At 40.6% G+C, this 20,488-nt stretch carries 17 protein-coding genes and 2 tRNA genes; 4 read left to right on the forward strand and 15 right to left on the reverse strand.

Annotation, left to right across the window (positions count from 1 at the left end; genetic code table 11):
- Positions 1 to 62 precede the first annotated feature (62 nt).
- The 5 genes from rlmB to V3C10_17115 all read right to left on the reverse strand — a co-directional run bounded on the left by rlmB (position 63) and on the right by V3C10_17115 (position 4,324).
- Complete coding sequence (gene rlmB / locus V3C10_17095) at positions 63 to 869, reverse strand: 23S rRNA (guanosine(2251)-2'-O)-methyltransferase RlmB (GenBank protein ID WVP61013.1); 807 nt, start codon at positions 867 to 869, stop codon at positions 63 to 65.
- Positions 856 to 1,347 carry a ribonuclease III domain-containing protein gene (locus tag V3C10_17100; protein WVP61014.1) on the reverse strand — a complete coding sequence of 164 codons (492 nt, stop codon included), beginning with the start codon at positions 1,345 to 1,347 and terminating at the stop codon, positions 856 to 858. Before V3C10_17100 ends, rlmB begins: the two co-directional genes overlap by 14 nt.
- On the reverse strand, positions 1,332 to 2,735 hold the full coding sequence (cysS, locus tag V3C10_17105) for a cysteine--tRNA ligase (GenBank protein WVP61015.1): 1,404 nt from the start codon (positions 2,733 to 2,735) through the stop codon (positions 1,332 to 1,334). The genes V3C10_17100 and cysS overlap by 16 nt, the downstream gene beginning before the upstream one ends.
- Positions 2,736 to 2,804: 69 nt before the next feature.
- The gene (ispF, locus tag V3C10_17110) at positions 2,805 to 3,353 is read right to left on the reverse strand and encodes a 2-C-methyl-D-erythritol 2,4-cyclodiphosphate synthase (GenBank protein ID WVP64648.1); all 549 of its coding nucleotides are present in this window, start codon (positions 3,351 to 3,353) and stop codon (positions 2,805 to 2,807) included.
- Positions 3,354 to 3,400: 47 nt separating this feature from the next.
- Complete coding sequence (locus V3C10_17115; protein WVP61016.1) at positions 3,401 to 4,324, reverse strand: diacylglycerol kinase family protein; 924 nt, start codon at positions 4,322 to 4,324, stop codon at positions 3,401 to 3,403.
- A 264-nt stretch (positions 4,325 to 4,588) separates the two neighbouring features.
- Between V3C10_17115 and V3C10_17120 the strand changes: the two genes are divergently transcribed.
- Positions 4,589 to 4,661: transfer RNA gene (locus V3C10_17120), tRNA-Val, on the forward strand.
- 15 nt (positions 4,662 to 4,676) lie between these two features.
- Positions 4,677 to 4,750, forward strand: a tRNA-Met gene (locus V3C10_17125).
- 489 nt (positions 4,751 to 5,239) lie between these two features.
- Here the strand turns inward: V3C10_17125 and V3C10_17130 are convergent.
- The 3 genes from V3C10_17130 to V3C10_17140 are packed head-to-tail and all read right to left on the reverse strand — an operon-like array spanning position 5,240 to position 6,755.
- Positions 5,240 to 5,458 (reverse strand): hypothetical protein, encoded by a 219-nt coding sequence (locus tag V3C10_17130; protein WVP61017.1) that lies wholly within the window; start codon positions 5,456 to 5,458, stop codon positions 5,240 to 5,242.
- 44 nt (positions 5,459 to 5,502) lie between these two features.
- Positions 5,503 to 6,156 (reverse strand): cell wall hydrolase, encoded by a 654-nt coding sequence (locus V3C10_17135; GenBank protein WVP61018.1) that lies wholly within the window; start codon positions 6,154 to 6,156, stop codon positions 5,503 to 5,505.
- 53 nt (positions 6,157 to 6,209) lie between these two features.
- Positions 6,210 to 6,755, reverse strand: coding sequence for a bifunctional 5,10-methylenetetrahydrofolate dehydrogenase/5,10-methenyltetrahydrofolate cyclohydrolase (locus V3C10_17140; GenBank protein ID WVP64649.1), 546 nt, complete (start codon positions 6,753 to 6,755; stop codon positions 6,210 to 6,212).
- Between the two features lie 344 nt (positions 6,756 to 7,099).
- On the opposite strand from V3C10_17140, the gene V3C10_17145 reads away from it, so the two are divergent.
- Both V3C10_17145 and V3C10_17150 read left to right on the forward strand, forming a co-directional pair.
- Positions 7,100 to 7,489: a hypothetical protein gene (locus V3C10_17145; GenBank protein ID WVP61019.1), complete on the forward strand. Its 390-nt coding sequence runs from the start codon at positions 7,100 to 7,102 to the stop codon at positions 7,487 to 7,489.
- Positions 7,490 to 7,507: 18 nt separating this feature from the next.
- Positions 7,508 to 7,909: a hypothetical protein gene (locus tag V3C10_17150; protein ID WVP61020.1), complete on the forward strand. Its 402-nt coding sequence runs from the start codon at positions 7,508 to 7,510 to the stop codon at positions 7,907 to 7,909.
- Between the two features lie 280 nt (positions 7,910 to 8,189).
- Here the strand turns inward: V3C10_17150 and V3C10_17155 are convergent, their stop codons facing one another.
- The 7 genes from V3C10_17155 to V3C10_17185 form a co-directional block, all read right to left on the reverse strand.
- Positions 8,190 to 8,465, reverse strand: coding sequence for a hypothetical protein (locus tag V3C10_17155; protein WVP61021.1), 276 nt, complete (start codon positions 8,463 to 8,465; stop codon positions 8,190 to 8,192).
- 60 nt (positions 8,466 to 8,525) lie between these two features.
- Positions 8,526 to 15,338: a phage tail tape measure protein gene (locus tag V3C10_17160; protein ID WVP61022.1), complete on the reverse strand. Its 6,813-nt coding sequence runs from the start codon at positions 15,336 to 15,338 to the stop codon at positions 8,526 to 8,528.
- Positions 15,339 to 15,730: 392 nt separating this feature from the next.
- Positions 15,731 to 15,898 carry a hypothetical protein gene (locus tag V3C10_17165; protein WVP61023.1) on the reverse strand — a complete coding sequence of 56 codons (168 nt, stop codon included), beginning with the start codon at positions 15,896 to 15,898 and terminating at the stop codon, positions 15,731 to 15,733.
- 33 nt (positions 15,899 to 15,931) lie between these two features.
- Positions 15,932 to 16,420, reverse strand: coding sequence for a hypothetical protein (locus tag V3C10_17170; GenBank protein WVP61024.1), 489 nt, complete (start codon positions 16,418 to 16,420; stop codon positions 15,932 to 15,934).
- 33 nt (positions 16,421 to 16,453) lie between these two features.
- Positions 16,454 to 16,918 carry a hypothetical protein gene (locus tag V3C10_17175; protein WVP61025.1) on the reverse strand — a complete coding sequence of 155 codons (465 nt, stop codon included), beginning with the start codon at positions 16,916 to 16,918 and terminating at the stop codon, positions 16,454 to 16,456.
- 238 nt (positions 16,919 to 17,156) lie between these two features.
- Positions 17,157 to 17,333: a hypothetical protein gene (locus tag V3C10_17180; protein ID WVP61026.1), complete on the reverse strand. Its 177-nt coding sequence runs from the start codon at positions 17,331 to 17,333 to the stop codon at positions 17,157 to 17,159.
- A 124-nt stretch (positions 17,334 to 17,457) separates the two neighbouring features.
- On the reverse strand, positions 17,458 to 20,349 hold the full coding sequence (locus V3C10_17185) for a hypothetical protein (protein ID WVP61027.1): 2,892 nt from the start codon (positions 20,347 to 20,349) through the stop codon (positions 17,458 to 17,460).
- Between the last annotated feature and the right edge of the window lie 139 nt (positions 20,350 to 20,488).

The following is a 20,488-nucleotide window of genomic DNA, read 5'->3' on the forward strand; positions in this document are numbered from 1 at the left end:
ATGTCCTGAATGGTTACTGTTCACGGCCCTGCAAAAACCGCAGTTCTGTGGAGAGTAAGGCCCTAATTCATCCTCTGCCTTACTATCTCATAGGCAAGGACACCTGCCGCCACCGAGGCATTCAGGGAATCGATATCGCCCTTCATCGGGATGGATGCCACCATATCGCATTTTTCCTTCACCAGGCGGCTGACGCCGTCTCCCTCGCCTCCAATTACCAGGCCAATCGGCCCTTTCAGGTTCAGGCGGTACATCACCTCTCCGCCCATATCGGCACAGACGAACCAGAGTCCCTTTTCCTTCAGCTCCTCAATGGTGGCTGAAATATTGGTCACCTTGGCAACCGGCGTATAATTGATCGCACCGGCCGACGTCTTCGCCACTGTGGAAGTGAGTCCGACGGCCCGTCTTTTCGGTATAATTACCCCGTGTGCCCCCGCCTGGTTGGCCGTCCTGATGATCGCGCCGAGATTGTGGGGATCTTCGATTCCGTCCAGAATAAAGAGAAACGGCGGCTCGCCCTTCTCCTCAGCCAGTTTGAACATGTCCTCTATTTCCGCGTATTTGTATGCGGCGGCATAGGCGATCACGCCCTGGTGTTTCCCGGTATCGGAGAGCTGATCCAGTCTCTCTTTCGCAACATAATTGATAATCGTATCCTGTTTTCTGGCTTCCCTGGTGATGGTCTTCACCGGGCCGTCCTGGCAGCCGTCCAGCACAAAGAGCTTGTCTATCGTCTTTCCCGAACGGAACGCCTCCAGCACCGCATTGCGCCCCTCTATCGTCAGTTCTTCAAATCTTACACTGTCTTCACCTGCATCGTTTCCGGTATCTCCGGCTTTGCAGGCGCTGGTGTCATTCTGTTTCATCCGTTTTACTTTCCTCCTGCCCATTCAGCGCTTCCGGTCCGCCATCCGCCTCAATCTCGCCCAACTTTGAAAGGCCGTGGCCTAAAAGTTCAGCCATCCTCCCCATCTGTTCCGTCAGGTAGAGATATCCCATCAGGGCCTCAAATCCGGTTGCCATCCTGTAGTCTTTCATTGTGGCATGCTTTGCCATCGTCACCGATTTGGCGTTTCTGCCTCTTCTGTATACGGCCTTTTCCTCCTCGGTCAGCTCTTCCTCCAAAACCTTATAGAAATTGGCCTGGGCCTCCGCCTTGACAAGGGCTGCCGTCCTCTTATGCATCTTGTTGACCTGGGTGTTGCCGTGATTCATGACAAAGGTGCGGATTGCCAGCTCATAAACGGCATCCCCCAGATATGCCAAGGCCAGGGGAGAATATTCCCTGGCCTCTACTTTTTTCAATTTCAGCGCATCTTTAAAACAGTTCAGGCACGTTTCCATTTAACGCCCTCTCTTGTGTCTTCCAGGACAATTCCCATGTCCAGAAGTTTTCCGCGGATCTCGTCTGCCAGGGCAAAGTTCTTGTCTTTTCTGGCCTGCTGTCTCTGCGCAATCATATCCTCGATCTCGCTGTCCAGGATTTCTTCTTTCTTCTCCGTAATGATTCCGAGTACGTCACAGAGCTTCTCGATGGTTTCCTTCATCCAGGTTAAATATTCCTCAGACGCTCCGGCAGCCGTCGTATTGCTGAATTTCACCAGCTCGAAAATGGCGGAAATCGCGTCGGCCGTGTTGAAATCGTCGTCCATGGCATCTTCAAACTTCTGAACGAATTCCTTCGCAGCGTTTACATTCTCTTTCTCAGCGTCCGTCATAACGCCTTCTGCCGTCTTCAGTCCGTCATTCAGCTTCTCTACCGCCGTGAGGATTCTCTCGAGGCCGTTCTTGGAAGCTTCCATCAGCTCGGCGCTGAAGTTGAGCGGGCTTCTGTAGTGGGCGCTCAGCATGAAGAAACGCAGAACCTGAAGGTCATACTTCTCGCTGATTTCCCTGACAGTAAAGAAATTGCCGAGGGACTTCGACATCTTCCTGTTGTCAATGTTTAAAAATGCATTGTGCATCCAGTATTTTGCAAATTCAGTTCCGTTGGATGCCTCACTCTGAGCAATCTCGTTCTCATGGTGCGGGAAAATCAGATCCTCTCCGCCCGCATGGATGTCGATGGAATCGCCCAGATATTTCTTGGACATGACGGAGCACTCGATGTGCCAGCCCGGACGGCCGTTGCACCACGGTGACTCCCAGTACGGCTCCCCGTCTTTCTTCGGTTTCCAGAGCACAAAGTCGGTCGGATCTTCCTTGTCTTCCTCTCCCGTCACCTTGATCTCGCGGAAACCCGACTGGAGATCTTCCAGGTTCTTATGGGACAGCTTTCCATAGCCGTCAAACGACTTGGTGCGGAAGTATACCGTGCCATCCTTGCCCGTGTAGGCATGGCCCTTGTCGATCAGATCCTGAATCATGTCGAGCATGCCGCAGATTTCCTCCGTTGCCAGCGGATGGGTGGTGGCCGGTTTCACGTTCATCATCGCCATATCTTTCTTGCACTCTTCGATATATCTCTTGGAGATGGTGTCGGCGTCCACGCCCTCTTCGATTGCTTTTTTAATAATCTTGTCATCCACGTCGGTAAAGTTGGATACATAGTTCACTTCATATCCCTTATACTCAAAATAACGTCTTACCGTGTCAAATACAATCATCGGCCTTGCGTTGCCGATATGAATAAAATTGTATACGGTTGGCCCGCATACATACATCTTAACCTTGCCTTCTTCCAGGGGGACAAATTCTTCCTTTTTTCTGGTCAGAGTGTTGAAAATTTTCATACTTTGCTTCTCCTGTTATTTCTTATCGTTATGATTGAATTTCCTTTTTATTAACTTACCTTCTTTGATTTACCTGGCGGCCGAACAGCCGGAGCAGCCTCCGCAGCCGGAGCCCTGCATCATTTCCCTATCATAGCAGTAATTGTCTACCGTCGTCAACAGGGTAATTGCCTGGGATGAAATTCCCTCTCCGCTTCCGGTGAACCCAAGGCCCTCCTCCGTCGTCGCTTTGACATTGACGCGGCTCTTCTCAATGCCGAGAGCCGCGGCGATATTCTCCATCATCTGCGGACGGTAGGCCAGAAGCTTCGGCTTTTGGGCAATGATTGTCGCATCGATATTCTCTATTATATAACAGTTCTCCTCCAGCAGCTTTCCCACGTGCTTTAACAGCTCAATACTGGATATTCCCTTGTAGGCAGGGTCCGTATCGGGAAAATGTTCTCCGATATCTCCAAGCGCGGCCGCCCCTAAAAGAGCATCCATCACCGCATGCACCAGTACATCGGCGTCGGAATGGCCCAGCAGGCCTTTCTCATATGGTATTTTTACGCCGCCGAGGATCAAATCCCGGCCCTCCGTCAGTCTATGGACATCATATCCCTGTCCGATTCTCATATTGTCTATCCTTTCTGTCATTTAATTTCGTCATTCCTTTTACTTCCTTATACAATGATCCTGACCTTCCGCTCAATACAGCGCACATGCAGATCGCTCTGGTACAGACAGCTCTCCCCATCCACATGAACCGCCATCGGCCTGTCCGTGTGAATCTGGACTTCCCTGCACTGGTAAGTTCTGAGTCCCTTATTATGGGAACGTTTTAACAGAGAACGCCAGAGGATCGACAGCACCTGCATCTTCGAAGAATGGCTGACCGCACAAATCTCCAGTCTGCCGTCACTGCAGTCCGCTTTGGGCGCAAACTTGAATCCGTTCCCCTCAAAAGGATGGATATGCGCAGATATAAAATAAATGTAATTAAATTCTACCCTCTTGTTTCCGTCCAGCACGATATATCCCTTCGCTGGCCTTGCCATCAGGTACTGCTTGATACCGACAAGAATGTAGTTCATCTTCTGAAGATGAATCCGGTTGAACAGTGGTTTTACTCTTGAATAAAGAAGATTATGACAGACAGCCGCATCCAGGCCGATGCCGGCGCTCACGGCAAATCTGCGGTGTTTCACTACATCATCTCCGTAGGTGACAACGCCGTAGTCCATAAGTTTATGATATTTGGGATGGAGAACCTTCTTTAAACATTTTCTCGGGGAGTGCGGAAGTTTCAGGCTCCTGGCAAGATCATTGCCGGAACCGGTCGGAATATACCCAAGCGTAATCGTATTGCAAAAAGAAAGCCCGTCCAGCACTTCATTAACCGTACCGTCTCCTCCAACAACCACAATGATCTTAGGTTCCTTGCACCCCTTCGTAAGCTGATCGGCAAACTCGGCCGCCTGTCCCGGCCTCTCCGTCAGAAATGCCTTGTATTCCACGCATTCCAGCTTCAGCAGTTTTTCAATTCTCTTCCAGACTTTATAACCGTATCCACTCCTGGAGTGGGGATTTATAATAAAATAATACATCACAGCCTCCGTTGTTCTGTATATTTTAGTTACCATTCGCAGAACTGCCGAACCACTGCAGGGCTATGAACCGTAACATTTTAAAGCGGCCGCCGGCAGGCAGAAGACCGCAAAAACATCTGTTTTATTCACTGTTTTTAATTATAGCATACTTCATAGTAAAAAGAGAAGAAAATTTCTATAAAATATTGTCAAAAAAGTATTGACAATTGGATCAATAAATATTATACTATCTAAGCAGTCGCGATTGAGGGACATGCAAATGGGGTCTTAGCTCAGCTGGGAGAGCATCTGCCTTACAAGCAGAGGGTCATAGGTTCGAGCCCTATAGGCCCCATTGAAAACAAAATATGGCGGAATAGCTCAGTTGGCTAGAGCACACGGTTCATACCCGTGGTGTCGAGAGTTCAAATCTCCCTTCCGCTACTAATTAATAGCCCTGAAATCCTTATTTTATAATGGTTCCGGGGTTTTTGCTTTTGAAAAAATTTGATTACACTTGATTACACTTTTTAAATAATCATCCGTATGTTAACTGCTTTTTCCAGTTCTCTTTCTTTTTCCGTTGCATCTTTTTGGTCAAAACAATAATTTTTTAAAGATGTTTGCTCGTCTTCATGTCCTGCTTGCTCCCGAACCGTATTAAAATTAATGCCACAGTCAAATAATGACGATATATATGTTTTCCTGGTTTTATGATTGCTTTTATTAGTTATCCCTGCACTACTACATAGTGTTTAATTAAGTAATATAATTAAAGGTGTAATACACCACGGACGGGCATCAAACTTGTATCGTGCGGTGTCAGCAACAATTTTCTGTTCACTCACCAGAAAAACTTGCTCTTTGTTATCAAGTTATTATTTTTCACCAACAGATTAGCCCATTGGTTCAAGTACAAATAATTTAGATCACTCAAGTTCTTTTTGCTTTCGTTTCATCTGGCAGATAGGTTTTCCACCTTCCGTCATTCGACTGCCAAATATCATAGGGGGGCTTTCTTAAAATTCTCTGCTTTTCTTTTTCTTGCATATCCTTTCGCACATCAGCCAAGTCGATTATCCCCTGTGTGATAGCATATTGCAATAAGTCGTTCTGTTCTTTATTCTCTTTATTTTCTATAAGATCTACCACCTTTAAAAATAACCCCCTCAGTAAATGAGAGGGTTAGCTAAAAATTAGTAACAGTAATAATGCCACTTTGTTTTCACATAAACACCTTTTCCCTGTCTGCCGCCGGACTGCCAAATGACATTGGACGGGAGGACACTGCCGTTCTCCAATAGCCACTTAGCATTAGCCCAGTTTCGTTCAGTCGGTTCTCTGTAATAGTTTCCATCTTTTATACACGCATACTGGCCTTTTTGAAAAACAACCCCTTCAATTGTATCGGGGAAAGCTGGATGCACCACTCTGTTTAGAACAACAGAACCAATATATAGCTGCTCTTCATCAGAACAGCTTTGTGCCTCTCCACAAATCACATGCGCCATAGTATAAAGTTCTTCTTCAGTATATTCAAATAATGGATTATCTTGCAGATGTTCAGATTTGATATAAGCAAAACCAGCTTCTGTAGTTATGGTCGTCCACTCATTAAGGGAGCCAACTGTTTCGAAGGATGTGTTTTTTAATGATGTTCCAAGTACCTCTGACTCCTCATCCGGAGAAGAGTATATATCAAATTCCCCTTTTGCATACATTGTTTTTGTTTCATTAGTATTAATGCTTTCCTGTGCCGTACTATCGGTTTCTAGATTGTTCTTCTCCTGCCCAAAGGCAGGGCTGCAGTACAACAGTGTCATTAACAAAATTGCTACTATTCTTTTCAATTCTATTCCTCCATATGGTTCAATTTATATGCTTTTAAGACATTCTCAAGAAGTTACATCCGTGTAATCAGTCCTATCCCCCCTGGAACTGTCGTATATGATATCTCGTTTTTGGATTCATAGTAATGTAAGTCTCCTATTGTTTTATTGTCTTTAAAGCCTATTCCTGCATCAATAACAATGGTTCCAGGTATAATTTTTTTACTTTCCAAAATTCCTGAATTTCCCATACCTGAAATAATTATATCCGCATTTTGAAGTAAATAATCCAACTCTCGTGTTTGTGAGTGACATATTGTAACCGTAGCATTTTTTTTGATCAGTAATTCCATCAAAGGTAAACCAATTGTTCTGCTCCTTGAAAGTATTACGCAATGTTTACCTGCCAGGTCTTCTGATCTCAGTATTTCCATAATAGCCAATGCTGTACACGAAATGTAAGGACTGTCACCACGTATATTATCTGCGTCTTTCTGTGGGGATATATAAGCGGAATATGTTTTTTCATCTGGGAATGTTTCTGAAGAATGACTGCATCTACAGTTTTTTGAATTTCTTTGATGGTATAGATAGACGCATCTGACCCGGCAAGCATAAATCTTTCAACTCGAATGCCTACGCATTCACAATCTTTGATAATGCCATTGCGGTAAATTTGTGCTGATTTGTCATCACTATAATATAGGATAGCTATAGATTTTTCTTTATCGGTGCAAAAAACAAATAAAGGGATTGGTGAAGATGTGAGAAATTTTATTGAGAAGAAATATACTGATAAATAGAACGTAAAAATATATTGTTTTATAACAGATTACTTTCTTAAATTTACTTTACAATTCCTACTATTCCATTTATTATTCTTAATACTTCTGTTCTCTATTGATTTATTCTGCCTTTTCCCATATAGTTTTCCCATAAGATACTCTGAAAAAAGGAGGGTTCAATGAAAAAAAGAAAGACCTTGATTATTGCTATTTTGTTGATAATATGTTTATTAATCATCGGAAAAAATTACTATAATAAATATGAATTTGTCCGTATTGTTCACTGCCAAATAATTGAGCAGAACGATGAAGGGGTCCTATTGAAAGCAACTTTAGGAACATTTGATCCAACAGAGTATGGAATGGATATCTACTACACAGCATCTCCTAAAGTTTGGAAGAAAATAGAAGAGCTTGCGAAAAATAAAAGTGTAGATACTACTCAAAGCATAGAAATCACTTTTCGAGGAAACGATTTAATAGATCTTAGAAAGAAAAAGGAGGCGGTCTATTTTAGAATCAGAAATGTTCGAGATATCAAGCCAACCGGCATTGTTGGATTACATTGATTAGAAAGGAGACCATACATGAGAATTCAAAAAACTATAATTTCTTTGATGCTCTCATTCATGATGTGCTTTTTTATACTGGGATTTGAATCTTATGCAGCGGCACTTAATAAAAGTACAGTAAACGATACTAATAGTGTCTCAATTGAACCACGAACAATATTGACCTACTCTTCAACAGTTTCAGTTAAAAATAATTCCATAAAACTCACCGCTAATTATTCTATCAATGATGCTACAGATGATATTGTAGGAGTCCAAAAGGTATACGTATCCTATTTTGATCCTATAAAATACACCGATGTTCAGGTTAACAGTTACAAACATACAAAAGATACAATTACAATTATTTATTCCTACCAAACGACCAAGGCTCAAGAATGGTATGTATATACTACTACTTTTACTCCTAATAAGTAAAAATCCATTAAATAATCCAATATGCCGGTTGTGTTATATACAAAGTTTATGAAGAAAGAGACACCCATTTTCAGGCTGTCTCTTTTTTTACTTTTTTATTTTGTCTTTGAACTGCTGTATGCACTAATTCCATTACCATTATTACTGTTCCATTCCTTCAATCAACGCTCTAACATCGACCATTCCACTCCCGGTATTATTAGTCTCCCCGCTCCCGGCGACGTGTTTTCGACGCATGGGGAAATAAAAAGCGAATAAAAAGGAATAAAAAGCGTTTAATTTATCTGCTCCGTTTAGTTTTGTTTTCTACAACAAATAAATCCGTCCAATTATTACATGGAGCACAGACACGCACCACATCACCGGCATCACATTGCATGATATTAGAAACCGTAAAGGTATTTCCGCAATATAACACGCGGCACGTAGTGGCATTTATCGTCTCGGTAATCTGGGCCGTAAAAGTCTTATCGGAATTTACTTCTTTCTTTATCATTTTATCAACCTGTGCCGTGGTTTTCTCTGCTATGTATTGAACTAATTCAGAATAATTCATATTATATTTCACCTCCCGTTAGAAAAGGATGCCCAAAGGACCAGGCATCCTCAAATCGTTTTAGTATTTGGAAAATTTTTGACATAATGCCGAGTCAAATTCTCTGGCAATGGTATCTACCAGCTTCTGTGTATTATCAACACTGTTCAAATTAATGTCGCCCATGTTAAAATTAAATTCTTTTACAGTAGCCGACGGATTATATGCCTGCTTAAAAGGGGTAAATTCCGGTAAGCTGACCGGTATTTGAGAAGAATACTGAAGTAAATGCTGCTTTTGTTCTTCACTCAGTGCCAGTTTTTCCAGTGCATTAAAGTTTTCCGCCACCTGATCAATCTGCTCCGGGTTAACTACGACCTCTCCTTCATGAAGGATAGAAGCGATCTCTTCCGGATTGAGTTTTCGAAGTCCCAGTGTTCTGATAAGTTCCGTGTTGCTGCTGACAGTACGCCCAACCGGGCTGCTTTCAAGTCCATCTTTGTGAGAATTCTTTGCTTTTTCCCGTTCCTCAATTTCTTTTGCCGGGCCTTCTGCCTGTCTATCCGGTGTATTCCAGTTCGGTCCTTTGGAAGAAGAGTGGCCTTTACCTCCCTTACCTCCGGAGGACGGCTTGGAATCAGCGACTTTCTTAGCCTCTTCCTCAGCCATCTTCTTCAGTGCCACCAGCTGTTCCTCCAGGGTCTTTTTAATTTCCTCCCAGGTGGATGTATACTTTGATATTAATTCACTGTTTGAGTGTGCCGCTTGCAGATAAGCTTTGAAATCTTCGTAAAAACCGGATATCTGGCTTTGTATGTTTTCCAATGCCGATGCCGTATCGCTGTTACCCGAAACGTTTAAAAGTGCATCCAGATATTCCTGAGAGGAGAAACCGTCTTTGGCTGCAAGAATCAGCTCATCGAATTTAGAGAGTACATCCTGATAGCTCATTGTCCCACTCTGGAAAGCTGCTATATACTGTTCCATAAGAGACGATACCTTTTCCGCTGCATCAATTTGTTTCTGGTACATTTCCTTCTGAGCCTCTACAGCCTCATAATTCTTTACCATTGCATCATAGATGTCTTTATCATTACCGGTAGTGACTTTATCCTCCCAGCCGGCGCCGAGAATATCGGAGGCATGGGCCGCTTCATTTGCATCACGGATGTTATCCGCTATTTCAGACCATCTGTCCTTAATTTCATTCAGTTTATCGATTTGTCCGTCATAGCTTTCTAAAAGATCATCACGTTCTTTCTCCAGTGACTCAATCTGCTGTTCCAGTTCATACTTCGCTTTATTGTACAGTGCGTCCTCGTGCGCTTTATTAGCGTTTCTGACTGCATCTATATCTTCCCGATAAACAATCTCACCATTTTCTACAACTTGCGTTGTTTTCTGGTTTTTAGCACGTTCCAGATCATACAAACTTTGTTCTGCATCTAGTTGAATTTGACGTGCCTCATTAGTTTTATTCAATAAATCCAATTCATCCTGTAATGGTTTAATCCTGGCTTCATAGGATTCCTCTGCCGCTTCTTTCATGTCATTATAACTGTCGATTTCTTTCTCGATCGTATTAATAACAGCAGAGATAGCTGTGTCGTAATCGCCTGTAACGTTATCTAATGCACCTTTTATACTGTTAAGCTGCTCTTTTAAATCGTTGATTTTATTGAGGGGGATATCTAGGATTTGTTTGTTGTACTGGATTTGTTCCTGAATCAGAGAAGACATTTCGTTTTCACAGTCCTGAATGCTCTTCTGGACTTCGTTAAACTTGTCGCTGCCATAATCATAGTTAGACAGCTTTTTGACCAATTCTTCGTGTTCTTCGTTCAGCTTTTCGATTTGCTTAGAGGATAATTCAATTAGCTTTTGTAATTGCTCCTGTGATGTATCTTTACCCAAACTGGATTGCTCATCAATGAAATTCCTGAGGTCTTGCTTGATAAATCCGAGCAATTCCAAATACCGTTCAATTCTGCGGACGGGGAGGTTTAGAATTTCTTCATTCCATTTGGCTTGATTTTCTTCGCATTGCCTTATGGCGTCTTTACAGCTTGATATCTGAGACTTGACATTGTACCATTCGGCACTTCCTTCATCTAATTCGTCCAAATACTCTTCTAAAACATCAATCTGCTCATACTGTAAGTCTATTTGTCCATCAGCCAGATTTATCATATCCCGGTAATCAGACTCCGTAATAATGCGGCCTGTAATTTCTTTAAGACTTATTTCCGACTCGATTTGACTCATCTCTGATTTTAAATCTTCCAGGGATTCTTTGATAATATTCACTCGGATTTCAAATTGTCGTTTAAGATCCTCAGTGTGCTCTTCTATCTTGTTTTTGTATTTCTCATCCTGTTTCGTAAAGGTTGCAAAAGCCTCTTTGCCATCCTCCAAAAGCTTCACCTTTGCAGACATGGTTTTATCATCGGGATCATAACTAAATTCGTTTCTCCAATCCTCAGGAGAGGTATTCCCCATCATAATTTTACTAATCAGAGCATTACCTTCTGTCTCACCAAATGCCTCAATAATTTTCTGACGGACTGCTTCCCACTGGCTCAGGTAGATATCAAGAGCCTCTTTGTTTACCCGTATTACTTCCTCATCGTTTGCGAGTAATTCATGCGTGAGGGAGAGCTGCTTCTCATAAGCTACATTCTCATCCTCTATGATGTCTACAACCTTTTGCCGTTCCTTTTCAACATGGTCTAATGCTGCCGGAATCCAGTCGAGGACTTTCTTTTGTTCCTCTTTTGCTTTTTGGGAACCTCCGCCTCCTCCTGTTTTGCCTGATTTAGTACCTCCGCCATATTCAGGAGTTGATTTTGCCATATCTTCAAGCATCTGAGCACTTTCTTTAAATGCTTCGGCCTGGGTAGATTCCAGTTGCGCTTTCCAATCGTCAACCGATAGCTCACCGCCCCATCCATGTGGAGTTGCTACCGATTTACCAGAGGCTATGTCTGCCAATTGCTTTTTCGCTGCATAATACCTTCTCCATGCATCAGCCGCCAAACCTAATGCCTTACATACCTGCGCTAATGCATTAATATCCCCGGTAGTATTTATTACTTCGTCCAGTGCCTTCTGAGCAATGTAAGAGAAAAAGGCATCCTGAGCATTTCCAACTACTCCGTTCTCTTCTGCAAGCGAATAAATTTCGTCACGTGTTTTGTTCGATAAGTCTTCTGTTGCCCATGCTGCTTCTGCTTTTTTAATAGCAAGTGCATTTGCTGCTACTTCTGCTGCATTTGTCACACCCATGTTTTCAAGCATTGCCGTAGTAGTATCATAGGTCTCGTCAGAAATATTTTTCAGAACCTCTTCTGACTGAATCCACGCTCCAATCAATTCATTAAATGCGCTCTTACATGCAGTGATGTCCTTTGGTGACTCGGATATTTGGGAAATGAAATCGGTATACGCTTCCCCTAAACCGGAGAAATTCTCTTTAAACTTATTATCATCCAGCAGGGAGATGTCAAATTTATCTTTGCCCTTAATGGATGCCATGATTTGATTCAGTGACTCAAATCCTTCTGACAGGCCGTTCACGTTTTTAATCATTGTTTCCAGTGAATCGTACTTCACCTCTCCTGAATCAGAAAAAGTCTCCTTCTGGATATATCCAAGCTGCTCTAAAATCGAGATGACATCGTCAAGTTCCAGATTATATTCTTTTGCCCCCTGTACAAGCTGTACAAATGGATTATCAGCATTGCCCGAGTCAAAGATTGCTTTTAACTCGGTAGCCGTCTTATCGGCCACTTCAGCAATTCCTTTATCGTACGATCCATTTTTCAGTTTTTCTGCGTATTCATAAGCCTCCGTATTGGCTTGTTCAAACACTTCTCCTGTTATGGACGCATATTTCCCCCATTCTTCTTCGTTATCCTGTATACCAGATTTTATCTGCTGTAAATTCTGGTAGGCAGCTTGCACTCTTTCATCTTTAAAAGGCTCTTCACTCTTTAAAACCGACTCATTATAATCTTCTACAGCCTGAATTGCCATCTCAAACTGTGGGGATAATTTCTCATCTACTATAATCTGATTTGTTAATCCCTTTTTGTACTGTTCTCCATAATCATCAATAATTGTCTTGGAACGATTAAGTTCTTTCGATGATATTTCAAGTACATCATCATAAATATTTTCATTGCCTAGTTCTTTAGCCTTATTTCTAACATCCGTCTCAAACTTGTTAATTGTATCATAGGCATCCTCAGCATTGGCAGAGAGATGAATTGAGAATTGTGCATAGTCCCCTGTCCCCAATTCATCTCTCACGGTAATTCCGGCATCCTTATACTTTTCAGCAATTTCTAATAGTCCCTTACCTTCATCTGTTGTGCCTACCATTCCCGTGTAACTAAGATTGTAATGTTCTTCCCCTGACATTTTATCCGTAGCGTCTTTAATACCCTTTTCATTCTCATTAAGATATCTTTGGGCAGCCTCTTTATTTAAATCTCTGATTGCATCTGTTTGGTCACGGTAGGCATCGGTAAGAAGGTTTACCTTTCCATATTCTTCACCAAACCGATCATTGAGTTCAAGCTGTAAATCGAGTAATTGTTTCTTTATGTTATATGTCTCTTCTTCATTATCTCGTGCTTGCAACAATGCTGAATGTAGCTCTTGATAGCGTTTGGCATATGAATCAATTGATTTGGATACTTCTGCATAAGCTTGTGCAGCTTGTTGGGTTTCTTGACGCAATATTTCATGAGACTGGACTAACTTCATAATCCCTGTCATTGCCGCCTGGATAGCAAAACTTGCTCCAAATGTTATAGCCGATGTCATTAAAACAGTTTTTAACCTTAATGCATCTGTTTGAATACCGGCAGCTCTAAGAGAGGCTTGATAACCAGCTAAAGAGGCTGTTCCGTCCGTACAACTGGATAAATACGCTTTTAGTTGTGCGTTATTTTTAACTACTGATTCGCCAAGATCTTTTAAATCGTTTTGTCCATTTTTAAGTATTGCATTCCAATGTTCAATAACAACCGCAGCTTCTTCAAAATGCTTTTTCTGAGCTTTAATATTAGTAATATTAATCCCCATAATATTCCCTTGAAGATCCATTTTACCGCTTTCAGGATTAAATACCTGAGTAATGCCATAATTTTTATTAAGTGCAGTATAAGCCCCTGTGATGGTAGTTAATAGTGTTGGTATAGCGCCTAATGTATCAACCAACATTTCTGCTCCACCAATCAAGGAATCAAGCGCAGAGATACTACCTTTTATCATATTTTGACTTGTAATATGATTTACAAAAGAGTCCCACTGATTCTGCAATGCATTGAGACGGCCTTCCCATGAGTCAGCCGTTTTTGCTGCCTCAGCTAGAGAAGAACCTGTACCCTGCGAAAATTCGCCAAGCATTTTTTCATAGAGATCCCACCGGCTCAGGAGCGCAGAGAGTGCATTAGCATGATTCTTTCCACCAAGGTCAGAAATAAGTCCCTGCTTGTCTGCACTACTATCCGGTAGGCTATTATAAACTTGCGCAAGTTCTTTTAAGACTTCCATAGGATTACGCAATTTTGCACCTTCGGCAGTCATAGTTTCAAGCTCTACGCCTAAGCTATGGCACCTATCTTTTACCTTCTTTAATGATTCCTCGTCAATAATCTCTCCATCAAATTCGCCTGACACCTGCTGCAAATTTAATAAAATGGAACGAAATGCACGCCCCATTTCAGAACCTGATCGTTTGGTAGTAACGATCATAGTAGCCTCGGCCGCTGTTAACTCATCAATTTCCACTCCGGCCTCTGCTGCATATGAAGCACTTACCCGCACACCATCAGCAATATCCGTCAGCGTAGCAGAATTGCGATTGCTGATATAGTTTGCACCGTCTAATGCTTCAGTAAGCTTTTCAATACTACCTTTATATTTGTATGCCGCATCTGTTGCCAGAAGGTAGTTGTTGGCACTGTCTGCTGTCATATCACCAGCAGATTGGGCAAGTACTGATAATTCGCCAAGATCTTTTGACATCGAATCATATCCGGAACGTGCCATTTCACGTACACCCTCTATGTAGCTACTAGAGCGTGTCCCATACTTTGAAGCAATAGCAAAAGAAGCATTTCCAATTTCTGCAATCTGTTTTGCAGTCATATCTGATGTTTTAGCAATTTCAGTGAGTATTGTCGAATTACTTTTTAAAGTATTCAACGATTTAGAAAATTGCCGTACTGCCATGGCTCCGATTCCGAATAAATTTCCAATCTGACCAATCTTTGACATCATACTTTTGAGCTTATCCGTCGTAGACAAACCAACATATCCTGTAGCCTGCACTTCGGATTTAAACAGCCTAAAGCTATCCGCTGCTTCTATAGCAGTTCTTTTGTCATTAATGTTGTCAAACAATGTTCTCAGGTTATCCGATTCTTTAAGTAGTACTGATGACTCTCCGATTTTACTGTTTTTACTCAGGAAAGTTGTTAGAGCGTTATGCAGTTTATTCTTTTTGAACGTATAATCAAGTGAAACAGGTGTTTTAGAAACAGCAGACTGAACATTTGAAAGTGCTTTTTGTACTTTGAGCTTTAGTCCTTGTTCATTGATTTTAATGTCACTAAACGAAATATGTTTTAATGCATCATTGACTGCTCTTTTAGATGCTCTTTCGTCTAATTTTGCTTTCAACTTAATTGGTGTAAGCTGTAACTGGATTGAATCTACAGCCTGTTTAATTTGACTCTTGCTGTCACCCTTTAATAAGGTAGCCGTCAGCCGTAATTTATTTAGAGTCTTCTCTAGTTGTTTTAGTTCCGTATTAACTTGTCTTTTCGACGATTTAATATTTAATGCCGCTATCAGTTCGACCATAAAATTATTATTGGACATTTAATTCCTCCGTTTTGCGCATATTAAAAGAGAGACTTTTGCCTCTCTTTAAGTATTCCAATCTAATTGTTCTTAAAACTCTCTCTTACAACGGTTACATACCCGTTTTATTTTTCCAGAACCTAAAAATCCTGTAAATAGACTATAGCCTTTATTAAGTAAGGTGTATTCTGTGCTAAAACAGTAAGGACAGCGTATTACAGGTTCTTCCGCTGCCGGAGCAAACGCATCGGGTAGGTGCGTAGAATACGCTTCACTTCATCTAATCCACCCGGATTACTTTCAGGTGGTGCTTTAAATTCCTTAATTAGAAAGTACGTGTCTCCAAACCGTATTAAATCTATCGGCTTGTCTCTCAAGGAAGTTGTTCTCCCATTATCCTCTTTAAAACCCTAATACCACCACGTAATCCAATCGGAATGCTCATCCGTAACATTCGGCTCACCATCTTCACTTAAATTAGCCCCACATACTAAACAATTATTTTCACTACTTTTGGCTTTCAATAAATCTTCATCAAAAATTGTATTGCATGATGGACATACAATTTTTCTTCCCATTACGATTCCTCCCCGAATCCTACTATTTACCTCTTAAAATTCCCGTTTGCACCGATTACAAATTCTTTTAACTTTTCCGCTTCCTATAAATCCGGTAAGTAGACCGTAACCTCGGTTCATAAGTGTGTATTCTGTGCTAAAGCAATAAGGGCAGCTGATTGGTGGCTCTGCCTGGGCCGGGGCAAATGCATCAGGGATGTAGGTGCGGAGGATTTCTTTCGCTTTATCTGAGCCATTAGCATCTCTAGGCGGTGCTTTAAATTCCTTAATAAGGAAGAATTTATCCCCGTGTTTATCTAAATCTATCGGTTCATCTTTTAATATTGTTGTTTTCCCGTTATTACTTTTAAAACCATAATACCACCACGTAATCCAATCCGGATGCTCATCCGTAACATTCGGCTCACCATCTCCACTCAAATTAGCCCCGCATACTAAACAATTATTCTCACTACTTTTTGCTTTTAATAAATCTTCATCAAAAATTGTATTGCATGATGGACATACAATTCTTCTTCCCATTACAATTCCTCCCTGAACCCTACTATTTACCTCTTAAAATTCCCGTTTACACCGATTACAAACTCTTTTAACTTTTCCGCTTCCTATAAAGCCAGTAAGTAGACCGTAACCTCGGTTCATAAGTGTGTATTCTGTGCTAAAGCAATAAGGGCAACTGATAGGTGGCTCTTCCTGGGCTGGGGCAAATGCGTCTGGGATGTAGGTGCGTAGGATTTCTTTCGCTTTATCTGAGCCATTAGCATCTCTCGGTGGTGCTTTAAATTCTTTTATCACTTCAAATTCTTCTGGATATAATGGCATTTTATCCCACAGAGACAAACCTCCACACTCCTTATTTTTTAAATACCACCACGTAACCCATCCCGGATGCTCATCCTCTCCACGCTGGACATCATCTCCACTTAAATCAGCGCCACATACTGGACATATAGTTGCATCACCTAATATTTCCTCTTTAAAAATTGTTCCACATGATTCACAAATTATTTTTCTTCCCATTATATCGCCCCTCCTAATTTACTGTTTATGAATGACAATTCAAACAATTATTCTCACTTCAGCCGTCATACCTGATTTTATCTCTGGTTTTGTACGAACCCACATTCTTTTTCTATATCGTACCATATTTTACTATTTATATCTATGTTTTATACCCTGTTTACGATAATGCATGTACAACAAAACAACAAAGCCGGTCATTATTTTTCATAGGAATTTTTGGCGATATGCCTTTGATTTAATTACAAAGATATTTTTCTAATTTTTCAAAAAGATAGTCATAAAGATCGAGCTTTCCATTTCGGAATTTTGATAACACTGTTATACAGATTCCCGTCTCCTGCGCAATAAATAACTGTTTTTCCCTCTTCAGCCTCTCGTTATAGAGAGTTCTTAATTCTTCCTGAGTCATCATATCCTCCTTTCCTTTTCATATGAATCTTTTTATTCCAAAAGCTCCCCCAACGATCTCCCAACCATGCATAACCATGGCAATAAGTTCCCTTCGCCTTCCCTCCATAGGCAGAGATTGAATTTCCTTATTTTTCAGCGCTTTCCCCATTTTTTCGTGGACTTTTTTCCGTTTTTTTAAAGCAATTTAAAAATTTATCTTTATCTTTGTCATATAATGTAATCAGCAAATCATCTCTTAAATACTCGTTTCCCGATTTAAAAGCAAACTCCAGTAAAGCATACATTGTGTCCGATGTTATCGTGATGTTTTTTATCCTGTCCGTCAAAATATTAAATTCGTTCATACGCTCGTCATAATATGTTTCGTTCGCACCATCGAGTTTACCAACTATTTCACTGTATTCATTTACTAAATCTATCATTTTTTTGCACTGTTTTCTGTCTGAATTCGCTTTATTCCCTCTATTTTCAAAAATGGGTTTCACTCCATATACACTTTCTTTATATGTTTTTGTATTTGTCTCCTTATAGACTCTCTTATCCAGAATATCCTTATCAAGAATGCGGTACAAAATGTCCATCGGGCAATTAAAAAATTCAACTTCCTCCTCTTTTATGTTCAATTTTTTCTTTTTCTTTTTATTATTATACTTTTGAACTTCCGCGTAAAAAACGGGATACTTCCTGTACCGTTCCATACATTGCATTTTATTGAGTCTCAATAGTTCAGAACCGATATTTATTTTATAACTCTTTTTTGCCGAATCGATGGCTACTTGGGCCAGCACACTGCAAATAATAAATATGTCTTCCAGTTCACGGTTATTGCAGCCCTCATCAAAATAATAACTCAAAGCCAACTGCGCGATATTGCTTGCGACCCCCACATGATATTGTGCAGACGATATGGCAGAATCCATTTTTGCATAAGAAAGCATACTTTTATCGTATTCACCAGTGGAATCGGGATGGATACTATTTATAATCGTAGGATATTCTATGTATGCCTTTTTAGCTAATGTAACCATTTCCTCCTGATTTGTTACAAAAATACTGTCACTGTCCAAATCCTGTCCGTTCAATCTGCACTGGACATCCGTTTCGATCCCATTGATTACAATTACACTGTTTCCCAAATTCGGAAAATATCTTATCAATCTGGGAGGATATACATTTATCAAGTGTATAATATTGTTCGGAGAATTGTGCGGAGAGCGAAAACCCGCCATTCTTTCATTCGCTTCAAACCGGGAAGTATAACACTGTATTCCTTCCCTAAGCTGGTTAAAACAGTTTTCATCGATGAAATTTTGTCCTGTAACCTTCATAAGCATGGCAACCGGATTTCCGCATATCGTCAAGTTATCTCCTACTTGTAATAACTTTCCTAATTTCAGCCTTTTCTTGAATTCACTTATTCTTTTATCTTTTTTACATTTAAAATACTCCATAAATCGAAATTCGTCGTTCCACCGGTACAAGGCGCCCAATACGTTATAGATGCTGTATTTTGCAGTACCTTCCATTTCCAGATAATCAACAAAAAAATCATCGTCGAGTTTAAGCCTGTTACAAAACTCCGTACTTACTTCCGCAATTTTTCTAAGGACATTTTCATCCTTTGTCAGTAATGTATTGTTTATCTGAAAGGAAACTCTCTGTAATCTTCCATATTTACTGCTGTGTCCCGTTTTTACAACACCAAACAGTTCTCCATCTTTTTTCATAAACTTTTCATAATAGCGGAAAGCCTCAGCGGCATCCCCCGTTTTGCTCATCAGATCGATAAATTTGAACCATTTCAAGGAGTTCTCTGTTATAATTACCTTAATATCTGTTATTTTTATCTTGCGTCCCAACATGTCCGTCGCACATGCAGTATCGTAACCGCGGCCGTAGTAGTCTCTAAAATATTCCTGGACATTTCCTCTAAAAAGGCACGATTTAAAGAAATGGCTTCTACAGTAAATAAAACCGTTTTTATCATCAGGAAAAATAGATTCATCTATCAATCCCATTCCGTCCCACAAAATATTCGTCATTTCTGTTTGTTCGTTATCCCTTTCAACATAACACTCATTTTTGTAATGCGGTATGGCTTGTACGGGACATTGTCCGATGGGGATTCCATGCTCTGCAAGAGCGCGGTCCGTCTGTTTTATCATAGTCAAATTTGGATTCTTTTTAGCCTTTTTGCTATAAAATGTATAACCCAGGAGATTAATATCATTTTCAAAGGCGGTATAATCTTTTTTATATTTTATACGCTCTGTTTCTCTTATTTTAACTGATACTGCCTTCTTTTGTACCGAGACCTCCTGATCTTCAACTACAAAAATGTTTTCTAAAGGAATGTGTATAAAATCAATTGCTGTGGCGGTAATTAACGGCGCATAGGCTGACATTTCAACAATCTTTGCGCCTTTTTTATCCGGCATTTTATTCCATAACCCCATGGTAATATAGTTTAACGTCTTTGTATACAATTCATCTCTGATAAAAATGCACTGTCCCTCTTTCGCTTTGCCCGGATTTCTCATAAGCATACGATATAACACGAATAATTCCTCCGCATTTCTGCCCGTCTCAGAATGATAAGTAATCCAGGGAATCATTGCTCCATTTTGGTAATAATGTGCTCTTAACTCCTGTGCCGTTTTCGCGGATTTTATTTTATCCGGATCTGAAGCATCCATGTCGACTCCCCAATCAAATTTCATTACAACAAAATCCCGGCTAAATCCTTTCTTATTTACAGTTACACCATGTTTGAAAACAAACCGGGAAAATAAACTGCTGTTTATCACCGCATTTCCAAAATCAATATAAGGTTCTTTATACTCTAATATATAGTTATCATTTTCTTTTTTCCTTTTTGCAGGAAATTTATATCCATTGTTATATCGGTATAAACTTGCCGCCTGAACACTTTTTATACGGATTGCACCATTCTCTTTTCTTTGCACTTTGATAATTGTCCTCCTGTTTTTATCTATATTACTTATTTCTCCATTCAAAAAGGATTTCTTGTAAAATAAGCAAGGAGTCAATTACAATACAAAAAAACCACCCCTCAAAGAGAAGTGGCCAGCTTGTCGACAAACTATATTTTCCTTATATCAGGAGTTTGAGGGTGTAACCCTCATTTCAAATCAC

The sequence above is a fragment of the [Clostridium] symbiosum genome, from assembly GCA_036419695.1.
In the GTDB taxonomy this organism is placed as follows: domain Bacteria; phylum Bacillota; class Clostridia; order Lachnospirales; family Lachnospiraceae; genus Otoolea; species Otoolea symbiosa_A.